The organism is Agrobacterium sp. 33MFTa1.1, assembly GCF_004328495.1.
GTDB lineage: Bacteria > Pseudomonadota > Alphaproteobacteria > Rhizobiales > Rhizobiaceae > Agrobacterium > Agrobacterium pusense.
Genome location: NZ_CP036359.1, coordinates 43,527 through 55,779 on the forward strand (window position 1 = coordinate 43,527; position 12,253 = coordinate 55,779).

Sequence of the window (12,253 nt, forward strand, 5' to 3'; positions counted from 1 at the left end):
CGGTGGAGCAACTGCCGGCCCAGTGCAAAAACTTAGTACAGCCGCGTTTCGTGACAGCTCGCGGACCAGATGTCACGCTGGCAGATGCATCCGCTGCCCGACAGTCCGTTGAACCCCTTTTGTAAAATAAGCAAACAAAGGTGCGCGTTTTCGCTGCTCATTAAAGGCGGGACCTGCAGGACGATCTAGCAAGCTCATAGCGGCTTTGAAGAGTAGTTGCCGCTCTGGACAGGAGGCCGGTATCGAGACAGCCGCGCATGGAGCTGTCGGCCCGGCACATCTATAGTGCCTTGGCGAAGCGTTCCAGTTTACCCAGCGTTTGCTGCCCCAGCTCCACAGCGCCGAAACCCTTTGCTTGCTGGAACTCGGCTTCCGTGCTGAACACCATGCCCAGCACAACCTTCGTTGCGCCTTCCTGATCTTCGAAGGAGGCCCAGGCGTCGGCATGTTTCGGGCCGTTTTCGCCCCAAAGCAGCGTATAGGCGATCCTCTCTTCGGGCCGGACCTCGACATAACGATGATGGTTCGGGAAGACTGTGCCGTCAGGGCCGATCATGTCAAAGACCCATTCACCGCCGGTTCGCAGGTCAATCCTCTTCGTGCGGCAGGAAAAGCCTTCCGGGCCCCACCATTGCGGCAGCGTCTTTTCGTTCATCCAGGCTTTCCAGACGATGTTTCGCGGCACCTTTATCGTTCGCTCCAGCACCATGGTTCGCCCGGCCACGCTGGCCAGATTGTTGAGACCGGCGCTGAAACCTTGTTGATAGCCATCCCGCATATCCTCGGCCAGGGACGAAAGCTGCACCGTTACGGTCAAGCGGCTACGCTCTTCCGTCGCCTGAAAATCTGCAGTCACCAGCGCTGCCGACTGGGTAACGCCGCTGGATGAGACCACCTCGTAATTCACGCTGCGGCGGCTTGGCTGAAGCTCCAGCCAGCCGCATTCACAGCGAATATCCGGTTGGCCGGAGACCTTGCAGAGCGACACTTCGCGACCGCCCAGCCTGCTGTCCGCCTCCAGGAATTCCACTGTCACCGAGGGTGAGGGAGAGGCCCACACCGCCCGGGCGGCAGGTGACAGCCAGACCTGCCACAGAGCCAATAGCGGAACGGAAATTTCCCGTTCGAAGCTGAGCGTTGCAAAACGGTCTTGTGGCGGTTCAGCGTGTGCGCTTTGTTGACCGGGTTTCGTTGTCATTGTTCCTCCTCCTTCATGGCGTGAACTGCAAATGCCTCCAGCCGGTCAAGCCGGCTCTCCCACATGGCCCGTTGCTCATCGAGCCAAGTTCTCACCGGCTCCAGCGCTTCAGGTACTATTGCGCAGGTGCGCACGCGCCCATCCTTGGATGTGGCGATGAGCCCCGCCTCCTCAAGCACGGCGAGGTGGCGCATGACCGTGGGCAAGCGCAGACCCGTGGGAGCGGACAATGCGGTAACCTGCGCCGGCCCGCTGCCGAGGCGAGCGAGAATTGACCGCCGTGTGGGATCGGCAAGGGCCTGAAAGATGAGTGAAAGCTCTGGATGATGCTTAGCCATATCGCTAACTATCATGTTCCATCATCGCGACACAAGTAAAAACTTAGCCGATCAGCTAAGTTTATCATCCGGCAAATCCGGATCGGGAAGTGAAACAAGCCATCGAGAGTTGCAAAAAAGCAATTGACTCCCGCCGCCCGGTGGGTGAGCTTCGGCGGGAAAAAGACGGGGAAAAATCAAATCATCATGTCGCCAGAACGCTTTAACCAATGCCTGCGGGTCATTCGCTGGACGCCGATCAACATCGCCTCCGCGCTGCAATGCGAACTCTCCTGGATCGAGGCGCTTGAGGCGGGCAATGAAGAGGTTCCCGAAGGGCTGGCCACATGGCTCGAAACGCTTGCGCAGGCCCATGAGGCTCTGCCGCCGCCCTCCACCTACAGAGGCAAACGGTCAACCTTCTGACGCGGCCGATTGTCGTCAGCCTTCACCAACGATTGGATTGTTCGAAATGAAATACCTCATAGCGGCTCTTGGCCTGATCACCTTCTCGAGCCCTGTTTTCGCGGCCTCCTGCGAGAAGAATTTCACCGTCTCCGGCGTGCCGATGGTGACGGCTGTTTCCTACAAGTCCTGGCAGGAGCTGCCGAAGGCGAAGGCGCCAGCCGTGCTTCAGAAGCTCGCCCAGGCCGTGGCGGCGGAAGGTTTTTCGGGCATCCAGATCAACAAGGCGCTGTCGTCCATCGATGCGCACCAGGAGACCAGCGGCAGCGGCAGAATTCAGACGCTGCGGGTGGTGGCCCGGCAAAAGGGTGCGGCTGTGCGGATCGACGCCGTCTTCAACATTCAGGCAGGACAGATCGCGGACAAGAACGTGATCCGCGAGGGTATCTGCAATATCATCAATGGCGCGTGACGCGGCGGATTCCAAGCCCTGCCCACTCAAACGCTGATTGCCGGTCAGGCCGCGTCTGCCCCTTCGCCCGACGCTTGCGCTGGCGCCGCACCTGTGGTGGCCGGCATGGCGTTGACGGTCTGGATGTAGCGCGGCCTTCACGGGCGTCGATCAGCTCTTGCTAAGCAACTTTTGCGTGCTTAAAAGGCGCGCAATATGATCAGTATGTGAGAGAGGACCAACGTCGTGGAACAGGAAAACAGCCATACCGGCAAGGGTCGGCGCAGGGCGCTATGGGCGGCGGTGGCAATTATCGCCGTTGCGGCCGCAGGTGTCATCGGCGGCAAGACCTTCTACGAGGCGAAGGTGAAAGAACTGGTTGCGCGCACCGGCGCGACTGCCGGTTCCGTGGAAGTCGATTTCCTCGGGAAAATTCATGTTCGCGATCTGACGCTGCCGCTCGAAGATGGCAAGAATCTTCGTATTGCCGCCATTGACGGTCGTCCGAAGCTGCCCTTTCTGGACGGCGCGCTGGACATGAGCAACATCGATGTGGATGTGCCCACCGGCAAGCTTTCCATGGCGCATGCCCGCATCGAGAATGCGGCGTTCGAGAAGTCCGCACAGGCGGAAGGAAACGGCGGCTCCCTGCCCCGCCGCATCGAGCGCTTCGCGGCGACGCGCATCTCCACGCCCGAGCTGACGTTGAGCCAGTCGGTCGCGACCACCGAGCAGAAGACGGTTTACAGCAACCTGGTCCTCTCCGAGATCGCCGGTGGCCGTATCGCCCGGTATTCGATAGACAAGGGCAGCTACGACATCAAGATGCAGCTTCCCGACAGCGACGGCGCGATTGAGGACAAGCATGTGGCGGTGTCGACCGGCGTGATCGCCGGTCAGGACATCGACGTCGCTTATCTCGCCCGGCTCTATACGGAAAAGGCCGGCCCTGACGACAAGGAGGCAAAACCTCTCTATGGGCCGCTTTCCGTCAAGACGGTTTCATTTTCCGATGGCGATGGCCGTTTCAGCTATGACGAGATCCGCAGCGATGGCTTTACCGCCCGCATGCCATCCGAACCGCTGCTGGACACACTGAAGGCACTGACGGTCACCAAGGATCCCGACCAGCTTCCGCCGGAGGAACGCCAGGCGCTTTTTGCCAAGGTCGTGTCCATCCTCGACATGATCGGCAGGAGCAACATGCAGCTCATCGGCTTCAAGGCCGACGCACCGGATGAAAAAGAGGGAGCGGACGGCAAAAGGGTCAAGGCCGCCATCGACCGCATCGACATGCAGATGGACAGCCGCAAGCTCGACTTCGGTCTGAACGGTCTGTCGATCGGTGACGGCGACGGCAAGATCGAAGTGGCCGAAGCAAGCCTCAAGGGTTTCGACTGGAGTTCGACGATCGAGGGTATCTCCCAGATCATCGCGCTCGATGAAACCGAGATCGAGACCTTTCAGTTCAATCGCCTGATACCGGAACTTGGCCGGGTGCGCGTCGGCGGCATCAACGTCGATATTGCCGCGCCGAAAGAGCCGGAGGAAGAAGCGGCCGGAACACCGGAACGCATCAGGTTCACGCTCAAGAATTTCGAGATGGGGCTGACCAAGCCCTTCAACGGCATTCCGACCGATATAGAGATCAGGCAGGATGACCTCACACTTCCGATCCCCGCAGACGCGACTGAGGACGTTTTCGTGGAGGCCCGCAAGCTGGGTCTCGAGACGCTGGCTTTCTCCTATGGCCTTTCCGCAGGCTGGGACGAGCCGAACAGCAATCTGTTGATCCGCGACATCTCGCTCAGCAGCAGGGATTTCGGCAGCGTCAATCTTGCCGGAATGGTCAGCGGCTTTACGGGGGAGTTCTTCTCCTTCGACGTCAATCGCGCGCAGGCGGCGCTTTTCGGGCTTGCCGGCCGTGAGGTGAAGCTCACCGTCAAGGACGAAGGCCTGATGGCCAAGGCGATCAAACTCTATGCCCTGCAGAACGACATGACCGAGGATCAGGTGCGCGGCACGCTCACGCTGGTGGCGAGTGTGATGCTGCAGCAGGTGGCGGCGGAGCAGCCGAAGCTGCAAGGCGCGGTGGAGGCGCTGGTGCGCTTCATCAGCACGCCTGGAACCCTGACTGTCACAGTCAAATCCACGGGCGTCAATGGCCTCGGGGTCTTCGACCTGGTTGCGGCTTCCGACAATCCGATGGGTCTTCTCGACAAGGTCGATATTCAGGCGACAGCCGAGTAAGCCAGCCAGAAAACGTCTCAAGCCCGGTTCGCCGGGCTTGAGACCGCCGCAACCGCTGTTTTCGTCAAGACATTGCGGAACTGCCCGCTCCCCGGAGTTATTATGACCTGGGCGGCTGAAATGCGCCGCCAGATTTCGGTCCGCATTGTTCGCGGTAGAAACGGTCATGAGGAGCATCGCCATGAAAACCGAGCAACTGACCTTCGGCCCCAGCGGACAGGTCCCCAATAACCAGACCTTTCCCGTGATCATTTACCGCAATGTCGGCGCGGACTTTCATTCCGCGGATTTCGAAGCGACATTTTCCCGCAACGGATGGAGCGGCATCTGGCGCAACGGCGTTTTCGACTACCACCATTACCACACCGGGGCACACGAAGTTCTGGGTGTCGGACGTGGCGAAGCGACCTTGCAGATCGGCGGGCCTGAGGGGCAAGTTCTCGATGTTGCCCGCGGTGACTGCCTGATCCTGCCCGCCGGGACAGGCCATATGAAACTGGACTCCTCCTCGGATTTTCAAGTGGTGGGCGCTTATCCGCCCGGGCAGGAAGCCGATATTCAAACATCTCCCGCCAGCGCTGACATGCTTGAGCGTATCAAATCCCTGCCGAAGCCGCAGACCGATCCTGTGCACGGAGCTTTGGGCGGCCTGACAGATATATGGCGCTGAAGAGGCGTTTCCGGTTCCGGCAGGATACCGCAGGAACGTGGAGGCTGGCTTCAGCGATGCCGGCGCCTATTGGCTTCGGCCAATGAACCACGACTGAATGACGCCTTCAGCCTCCGTTCCGGTGGAACGTTCTAAAACAGGGACGTTCAACCGCGGTCCATCCGCCTGAGGAGACACGTCATGATCCGGAAGTCTTTCATTGCAAGTGCACTCGTCGCTCTCGTCGGCCTCGCTGCCGCGGCACCCGCCATGGCTAATGATGTGCGCATCGAACAATATGGCTGGTCCAATTCTGCCGGCGGCGCACAGGAGGGTTACGGCAACCGGATCCGCACGTACCAGAACGGCGGCTACAACCGGATTGTCGGTCATCAATATGGCCGGCATAACCTCTCGGCTGTCGGCCAGGAGGGGCACGACAATTACGGCTCCACCTATCAGAACGGCAGCCGCAACGTGGCCGGCATTGGCCAGTTCGGTTCCAATCACACCACCATCCTCACGCAGGACGGCAACGGCAACATCGCGGCCGGTGTCCAGGTGGGCCGCGGATGCAGCGCCAATGTGAGCCAGGGCGGCAACGACAATGTCGCCGCCTTCGTGCAAGCCTGCCCTTGACCGGCCGCACGACGTGTAACCGGTCGGGCGCGAAACATCAGATCATCCGGGAGACCAGCCATGCCCCACAGCATCAGTCATAAGCGCCGCCTGGCGGCGATCCTTGCGCTGGCACTGCTTCCCGCCGGCACCGTTGCGGCCATATCGACCGCACGGGAGTCGACGGCTGGAAACGTCTGCGAGATCAGGGCAACGTCGCAGGCGGGCATGGTGAAGCTGGAGGCCTTTGCCGGAGCCGATGTCACTGCCGGCGGGACCTACGGCTTTCACGTCGAAAAATCGGGAAGCGGCGGACATTCGGTGATCAATCAGGGCGGCGACTTTGATGCCGCAGCCGGACGTCCGCAACTGCTGACCACGGTAACGCTCGATGCGAAGGGAGCCCGCTATAAGGCGGTGCTCGATATGGTGATCGATGGCCGGAGCTTCAGCTGCACAAAGCAGGTTGATGGCGACTAAGCCAAGACATGCCCGTAAATTATCTCCGTGAAGGGCGCCGCTTCAGGCGCCCTTTTCTTTGGATCCTGCCAAGCGACTGAACGACGTGTGAACGGGCAGTTCCGATCAGGTTCAGTTGCGAAATGCGATTATCGATCATCGGCAAGGCGCTGACGGATGGAGATCAGAATGACGCGCAACATATTGAAACTCATGACTGTTACCCTGCTCGTCGGGGGCCTCGCACCTCTTGGTTCTCCGGCACCGGCCCACGCCGGCGGTCGCATCTCCTTCGATCTCGCACCCGGCAATGCCGCCGATGGCGACCTGCTTTCGACGGGCCTCCGCGCCTATTCGCTCTACCGTGGCCTGAAGGACGCCGACATCCGCCAGCTCGGCCGCGGCAACGCCGCCGGCATTGCCCAGAACGGCGGCGGCAATCTCGGCTTTATCCGGCAACGGGGCGTCGGCCACTCCGCAACGTTGCAGCAGAACGGCAACAACAATGCCTATGGCATTTTTCAGTACGGCCGCAACACGGATACCAACGTCGTGCAGGACGGCAATAACGGCAGCGGCCTGACCTTCAGCTACGGCTGGTAGGGCAAGGCGGGACAGTCAGTCGTCCCTGCAGGTCTTCGCCACAGACTCAATTCGCAAGAACCTCGCCATCCCTGCTCTGAACGATATCCGGCGATGGAACCGGCGGAGCACCGGTATCGGGCAGAGGCGGAATTATCAGCCATGCGTCTGGGTAGTCATTGCGAAGATTGCGGGGATTATAACGAATATTGGTTCCAGCGGCATGGTGAAGCGTTCCAAGAGCGGCATCCTTTGACAGAGTGCCTCTGCTGATTTCGTGGAGCTTTCGCTCGCTGTTCAGGGCAAGCGTTACCTCTGAGAGATCGAAATCATCGATGTGAATGGTCTGCCCAGTCGGTATATCGAGAACCCATCTGTCGGAATCGACAAAGCCATCGGTGTAAACATTGCCGGTGGAGGCCCGCAGGGAGGTGCCTTTCGGCAGGCTGATACCGTCAACGACATTGCCATCGGCGAGAATGCATTTGCTGAAGGCAGAGATGCTGCCATCAGCCATGAGATCGAACTCCACCGGCTGCGTTGCATCACAACGCCAGTCGCTCTGCGTGGTCACGCCAATACCGGTTATCCGCATGTCGCCTGGGGTGAAGCCGATCGTTTCGTAGTTCTCACTGGTTTTTATCGCGATATAACGGGCGATCTCAACGGCATCGATATCCGCGATCCGCACCGGATGCGGAAACACGGCCCTATCGAAGGCCTCCTTGTTGTCGGCAATGGCGAGTTCGAGCTTCGTACCCTTGGGCATATCTATCCCGCCCAGACGCGCGGGCTCCAGAAGTTCCGGCTGATAACGTATTGCTCTCTCCCTGTCGTAAGCGCCCATCTCCAGATAAAACTCAACGAACCGAAAAAGCGTGAAAAGCGAAACCGCGGTCACCAGCCCGTAAGGCAGGATCATCGGGCGCTTCCAGCGCCCGCCCATGTATCGAACCAACAGCCATAGTGACCAGACGCCCCACACAAGGGTCGTGATGAGAAAGAAGGCAAGGAGAAGCAACGCTTCGACGGAGGGCAATGCGACGGGGATCATGCAAACCCATAATTCTGGGGGAATCGTGTCCATCCTAAGGGACATCCGTGCTTTAACCCACAGGCTGTGGTCGTTTCAACTCGGCGATGGCGAGAGATGCGACGTAACCTGACGGAGAGCGCGCGTCGTCATTGGACGCGTTCGCATGAGGGCCCATGCAGGAAGAGCGCGCCAAATACCGCTTGACCTCAACTGCGCTTGAGATCGTACCGATACATGGTGTTTCACCATTGCTCCGGGACAACAATGATAACAAAACTCATGAAGATGCTGGAAGACGGGAGGGACAGTCCCCTTCTGCGCTTTTCAATCGCGAAGGCTCTGGCGGCAGCGGGGCAGTTCGAAAATGCCGCGCATCACCTGCAGGAGGCTATCCGGCAGGATCCCGACTATTCGGCGGTATGGGCAGAACTCGGCGAATGCCGTGCACGGTTGGGAGACAATGACGGCGCCATTACGGCGTGGGTCGAAGGGATGTCGGTCGCCGTTAGGCGAGGCGACATTCAGGCGAGGAGACAGATGGAAGTCCGGCTCCGGCGTCTGCGATCACGCACCGCGCGACCTCATTCGGCGGCTTGATCACTATGAAATCCGCCGTGATGTCTCCACAGGATGGATTTTCAGGATGATACGGCTGTCTTGGTCGTTCATCCGTGGCTGACTATACCGCTTACTGACGGCGACGCTGACCCACATGTCCAGCCCTCGGAAAGGCTCGGCCCGCCTCGATGAGACGGGCCGGCCGTTTGTTTACGGCTGGGAGCTATCCGACCGCCAGAACCGGTAAAGCTCCGCAACATTGCCGCTCGTCATGAGCGGCATCGCGGCTTTCAGCCGGTCCGCCGGCCAATCCCACCACTTCATCTCCAGAAGCAGCTCGATCGAGTCGTCGTCGAACCGCTTGCGGATCGTTTTCGCGGGATTGCCACCGACGATAGCGTAAGGTTCGACATCTTTCGTCACCAGCGCACGCGTTCCAATCACGGCGCCGTCGCCTATGGTAATACCGGGCATGATGACAGCTTCCGAGCCTATCCAGACATCATTGCCGATGACAGTGTCGCCGGACGGCAGATAGCCGTTTGCGGCATTCTCGAATTCCGGCACTTCGGGCATGAAGAAGAAGGGAAAGGTGCTGATCCACTCGTTGCGATGGCCCTGATTGCCCGCCATGATGAAGGCTGCGCCCGAACCTATCGAGCAGAAGCTCCCCACCACCAGCCTGTCCGCGCCCTCATCCGGCAACAGATAACGGGCACAATCTTCAAAGCTGTGGCCGTGATAATAGCCGGAATAATAGCTGTATTTTCCGACCAGGAGGTTTGGGTTCTTTACCTGCTTGTCGAGCGTGATGCCCCGGAACGGGCTTTCGAAATAGTTTTCCATTGAGTAATCTCACTGCATGTCTTCGCTTTCGCTTGCCTTGCGGCAAGCCGACACCAGGCGAAAAGCCAGCTGGCTTCTCGTCCGATGCTCCTCGCGCTGCGGCGGGAGCTAGATGCAGGTGGTACTCGATGCCTTGATCATGGCTCCCTGTTACCGCAAAACGAGCCAAAGGCAAAGTGCCGCCACACGACAACCTTCAAGGATCAGGAAGCGATGGCCAGAATGAGCGCGATCATAAGCAGCATGGGGCCCATCCACTTGAAGTGACGCGCCACCGGTGGCCGGTGAGCTGGATTTCTCGACAGGGACAGATATCCGAACCCTACGAGCGTCATCCAGAGGCTGACGCAGAACATGATGAATTCATCAATATAGGCTGCGATCATGTCTTCCCCTCCCAGGCACCGCCCCAATGGCGGCAAACCTAACCAGCATGAAGACGAATGGCCATGAATAGCCACGGCGCAGTGGCAGGCTGATCCGTCCCGAAAAGCAGAACACCGGGCTCAGGCTAAAAACCCGACCCCGGTGCCCCTGTCTGGAATAGTGCTTTCAGCGCCATGGAGGGCGTGAAGGCAGAGTGGGTATCAGAACTCCTCCCAATTATCCGTTGTCGTATTCAGTGCCGCGTTGCCGGAGAACGCCGCCCTGATCCGGCCGCCAAGGGCGCGGGCCGGTGAGGTCGCCGGTCTGTCGGCCGACGAAGCGGTTCGCACGGGCGCGGACGCCTCGCTGTAACCGGCTTCAGACAGCTTGAACTGGGCGATCAGCCGGTTGAGCGACGACGCCTCGCGTGCGAGCCCGTGGCTCGCCGCGGTGCTCTCCTCCACCATTGCGGCGTTCTTCTGGGTGTCCTGGTCCATCTGGTTCACGGCCGTATTGATCTGCTGGAGACCGGAGGACTGTTCCTGTGCCGATTCCGCAATCGCCGCCACGTGGCGGTTGATTTCCTGCACTTCCGTGACGATCAGTTCCAATGCCTTGCCGGTCTCTCCGACGAGCTGCACGCCTTGCTGGACCTGACCGTTCGAGGTCGTGATCAGGTTCTTGATCTCCTTGGCGGCGCCTGCGGAACGCTGCGCCAGTTCGCGAACCTCCTGCGCGACAACGGCGAAGCCCTTGCCCGCCTCGCCCGCACGGGCAGCCTCCACCCCGGCATTCAGTGCCAGAAGGTTGGTCTGGAAGGCAATCTCATCGATAACGCCGATAATATTGGAAATCTCATTCGCGGATGTCGCGATCTGTTCCATCGCGGCAACGGCCTTCTGCACCACGTCTCCGGATCTTTCGGCGCCGATCTTCGCGCGGCTGACGAGATGTCCCGCTTCCTGCGCCCGTTTGGTCGAATCCTTCACCGTCGTGGTGATCTCTTCCAGCGCCGCAGCGGTTTCCTCTACCGCCGCAGCCTGCTGCTCCGTCCGTTTCGCCAGATCGTCGGCCGCTGCGCGGATTTCGTTTGCGCCGGAATCAATGCCACGGGCATTCTGCGCCACCTGGTTGAGCGTCGACTGTAGCTGTTCCGCGGCCCTGTTGAAGTCGCCGCGAATACCGTCCAGGCTCGGCACAAACGGCTGCGCTATGCGGTAAGTGACATCGCCTTCGGCGATCTTCGAAAGCGCGGTGGCAAGATTGGTGACCGCGAACTGAACGTCGGCGGCTTCCTGCGCCTTCTGTTTCTCCCGCTCGATCCGATCCTTTTCGGACATGGACCGGTTCGCGTCCGTTTCAGCCTCGAGCCGCAGGCGCTCCACTGCGCTTTCGCGGAACGCTTGAACGGTTGCGGCCATCTGGCCAACTTCATCCTTGCGATCCATGCCGACGATTTCGCTTGCAGTATCCCCCGCCGCCAGCGCTTCCATGCGGGCGCGAAGGCGCGCAATCGGCGTGGTAATGCCGCGGGACGAGATGAGCAGGCCAAGCGCGATCACGGCCAGAGACATGAGTGCGAGTGTGACAACACCCGTCCAGATCGTCGTATTCGTGCTTGCGGTAAGGCGCTCCCGGCCCTCATTCATGACCTGGATGAGCTGTTCGTTACCCGCACTGATTTTCGGCGAAACCTCGGTGATTTTCCGCAGGACGTTAAGCGCCATCTGCTGGGCTTCGGCCCGCTGTCCTGCCTGCATGAGGGAAATGACCTGATTGCCGATTTCCTCGACTTCGACAACACCCTTGAGGATGTCCCGCGCGGCGTCCGTGCGGGCCGGCACGAGTTCCATGATCTTGTTCTGGCGTTCCTCGAGCTGCTTGCGATCTGCCCTGAAGGTCTTTACGGCCGCTTCGAAATCGCTGCTGGCCGGATCGTTGAGGCTGGCGCGAAGCATCTGCATGCCGAGCGCATTGAGATTTCCGCTTGTTCTGGCGTTCAGCACCGCAGCAAGGGCCTCGTGGCCGATGAAATCACTATAGACATTATCGGTGCTTTTATATTGCAGGCTGACATAGCTTATGCCGGAAAGCGACATCAGGCTCATCAGCGAGATGACAAAAACGACCTTCGTTTTTATCTTGGTATTCTTCAGGAATGACATGAACGGCCTCAAGGCAAGCGCTCCTCCTGCCGCCGCACGGGTGGCCGGGGGAACCATATGATGAAACATCGCGGGTAGCTGTTGCCCCTCCTCATAGGGCGACAAGCGGGTGCCTTTTTCGAACCGCAGGGCAGGTCGTGACGGGTCCGCTTGTTCTACCGGCTCCACCGATAAAACCTTGGAACCTGCGTATTTTAGATTTCACAAAACAACTAAACGAAGTGTTACCCTTGCCATGCAAGTGCTGACAATTCGGCATGCCGCAGACGGCTATTGTCTTGATAATGCTCAAGACCCGGCGGGCCAGCGACAAGGGCCAATACAAAAAGGGCAGCGGGAATATCTCCCCGCCG

Annotated in this window: 14 protein-coding genes; 8 read left to right on the plus strand and 6 right to left on the minus strand. The window is 59.7% G+C overall.

Annotated elements, in window-relative coordinates; all coding sequences use genetic code 11:
• Positions 1 to 280: 280 nt before the first annotated feature.
• Together EYD00_RS14020 and EYD00_RS14025 are read right to left on the minus strand one after the other, a co-directional pair.
• Positions 281 to 1,198 carry an SRPBCC family protein gene (locus tag EYD00_RS14020; RefSeq protein ID WP_034496504.1) on the minus strand — a complete coding sequence of 306 codons (918 nt, stop codon included), beginning with the start codon at positions 1,196 to 1,198 and terminating at the stop codon, positions 281 to 283.
• Entirely contained in the window at positions 1,195 to 1,536 is a 342-nt protein-coding gene (locus tag EYD00_RS14025) for an ArsR/SmtB family transcription factor (RefSeq protein WP_034496507.1), read from the minus strand. The genes EYD00_RS14020 and EYD00_RS14025 overlap by 4 nt, the downstream gene beginning before the upstream one ends.
• Positions 1,537 to 1,722: 186 nt before the next feature.
• On the opposite strand from EYD00_RS14025, the gene EYD00_RS14030 reads away from it, so the two are divergent.
• The 7 genes from EYD00_RS14030 (at position 1,723) to EYD00_RS14060 (ending at position 6,950) form a co-directional block, all read left to right on the plus strand.
• Positions 1,723 to 1,941: a hypothetical protein gene (locus tag EYD00_RS14030; protein ID WP_004444840.1), complete on the plus strand. Its 219-nt coding sequence runs from the start codon at positions 1,723 to 1,725 to the stop codon at positions 1,939 to 1,941.
• A gap of 46 nt (positions 1,942 to 1,987) precedes the next feature.
• Entirely contained in the window at positions 1,988 to 2,392 is a 405-nt protein-coding gene (locus EYD00_RS14035; RefSeq protein WP_004444843.1) for a hypothetical protein, read from the plus strand.
• 225 nt (positions 2,393 to 2,617) lie between these two features.
• Positions 2,618 to 4,621, plus strand: a complete 2,004-nt coding sequence (locus EYD00_RS14040; protein WP_034496511.1) for an aq_1923 C-terminal domain — start codon at positions 2,618 to 2,620, stop codon at positions 4,619 to 4,621.
• Positions 4,622 to 4,802: 181 nt separating this feature from the next.
• Entirely contained in the window at positions 4,803 to 5,291 is a 489-nt protein-coding gene (locus EYD00_RS14045) for a cupin (RefSeq protein ID WP_034496513.1), read from the plus strand.
• A 180-nt stretch (positions 5,292 to 5,471) separates the two neighbouring features.
• Positions 5,472 to 5,909 (plus strand): curlin, encoded by a 438-nt coding sequence (locus EYD00_RS14050; RefSeq protein ID WP_006700628.1) that lies wholly within the window; start codon positions 5,472 to 5,474, stop codon positions 5,907 to 5,909.
• Between the two features lie 60 nt (positions 5,910 to 5,969).
• The gene (gene csgH, locus EYD00_RS14055) at positions 5,970 to 6,368 is read left to right on the plus strand and encodes a curli-like amyloid fiber formation chaperone CsgH (RefSeq protein ID WP_004444850.1); all 399 of its coding nucleotides are present in this window, start codon (positions 5,970 to 5,972) and stop codon (positions 6,366 to 6,368) included.
• Positions 6,369 to 6,536: 168 nt separating this feature from the next.
• Positions 6,537 to 6,950, plus strand: coding sequence for a curlin (locus EYD00_RS14060; protein WP_034496519.1), 414 nt, complete (start codon positions 6,537 to 6,539; stop codon positions 6,948 to 6,950).
• 46 nt (positions 6,951 to 6,996) lie between these two features.
• Here the strand turns inward: EYD00_RS14060 and EYD00_RS14065 are convergent, their stop codons facing one another.
• Complete coding sequence (locus EYD00_RS14065; protein ID WP_034496522.1) at positions 6,997 to 7,983, minus strand: hypothetical protein; 987 nt, start codon at positions 7,981 to 7,983, stop codon at positions 6,997 to 6,999.
• A gap of 246 nt (positions 7,984 to 8,229) precedes the next feature.
• Between EYD00_RS14065 and EYD00_RS14070 the strand changes: the two genes are divergently transcribed.
• Positions 8,230 to 8,562, plus strand: coding sequence for a tetratricopeptide repeat protein (locus EYD00_RS14070; protein ID WP_034496524.1), 333 nt, complete (start codon positions 8,230 to 8,232; stop codon positions 8,560 to 8,562).
• 171 nt (positions 8,563 to 8,733) lie between these two features.
• Here the strand turns inward: EYD00_RS14070 and catB are convergent, their stop codons facing one another.
• The 3 genes from catB to EYD00_RS14085 all read right to left on the minus strand — a co-directional run bounded on the left by catB (position 8,734) and on the right by EYD00_RS14085 (position 11,900).
• A complete protein-coding gene (catB, locus tag EYD00_RS14075) occupies positions 8,734 to 9,369 on the minus strand; it encodes a type B chloramphenicol O-acetyltransferase (protein WP_034496527.1) in 636 nt (211 codons plus the stop codon).
• A gap of 203 nt (positions 9,370 to 9,572) precedes the next feature.
• Positions 9,573 to 9,755 carry a hypothetical protein gene (locus EYD00_RS14080; protein WP_034496530.1) on the minus strand — a complete coding sequence of 61 codons (183 nt, stop codon included), beginning with the start codon at positions 9,753 to 9,755 and terminating at the stop codon, positions 9,573 to 9,575.
• 201 nt (positions 9,756 to 9,956) lie between these two features.
• Positions 9,957 to 11,900 carry a methyl-accepting chemotaxis protein gene (locus EYD00_RS14085; protein ID WP_034496533.1) on the minus strand — a complete coding sequence of 648 codons (1,944 nt, stop codon included), beginning with the start codon at positions 11,898 to 11,900 and terminating at the stop codon, positions 9,957 to 9,959.
• Positions 11,901 to 12,253 lie beyond the last annotated feature (353 nt).

Excerpts from the sequence above, each read along its gene's own strand:
- EYD00_RS14020 (WP_034496504.1), bottom strand. The coding sequence starts at position 1,198 with ATGACAACGAAACCCGGTCAACAAAGCGCACACGCTGAACCGCCACAA.
- EYD00_RS14025 (WP_034496507.1), bottom strand. The coding sequence starts at position 1,536 with ATGGCTAAGCATCATCCAGAGCTTTCACTCATCTTTCAGGCCCTTGCC.
- EYD00_RS14030 (WP_004444840.1), top strand. The coding sequence starts at position 1,723 with ATGTCGCCAGAACGCTTTAACCAATGCCTGCGGGTCATTCGCTGGACG.
- EYD00_RS14035 (WP_004444843.1), top strand. The coding sequence starts at position 1,988 with ATGAAATACCTCATAGCGGCTCTTGGCCTGATCACCTTCTCGAGCCCT.
- EYD00_RS14045 (WP_034496513.1), top strand. The coding sequence starts at position 4,803 with ATGAAAACCGAGCAACTGACCTTCGGCCCCAGCGGACAGGTCCCCAAT.
- EYD00_RS14050 (WP_006700628.1), top strand. The coding sequence starts at position 5,472 with ATGATCCGGAAGTCTTTCATTGCAAGTGCACTCGTCGCTCTCGTCGGC.
- csgH (WP_004444850.1), top strand. The coding sequence starts at position 5,970 with ATGCCCCACAGCATCAGTCATAAGCGCCGCCTGGCGGCGATCCTTGCG.
- EYD00_RS14060 (WP_034496519.1), top strand. The coding sequence starts at position 6,537 with ATGACGCGCAACATATTGAAACTCATGACTGTTACCCTGCTCGTCGGG.
- EYD00_RS14065 (WP_034496522.1), bottom strand. The coding sequence starts at position 7,983 with ATGATCCCCGTCGCATTGCCCTCCGTCGAAGCGTTGCTTCTCCTTGCC.
- EYD00_RS14070 (WP_034496524.1), top strand. The coding sequence starts at position 8,230 with ATGATAACAAAACTCATGAAGATGCTGGAAGACGGGAGGGACAGTCCC.
- catB (WP_034496527.1), bottom strand. The coding sequence starts at position 9,369 with ATGGAAAACTATTTCGAAAGCCCGTTCCGGGGCATCACGCTCGACAAG.
- EYD00_RS14080 (WP_034496530.1), bottom strand. The coding sequence starts at position 9,755 with ATGATCGCAGCCTATATTGATGAATTCATCATGTTCTGCGTCAGCCTC.
- EYD00_RS14085 (WP_034496533.1), bottom strand. The coding sequence starts at position 11,900 with ATGTCATTCCTGAAGAATACCAAGATAAAAACGAAGGTCGTTTTTGTC.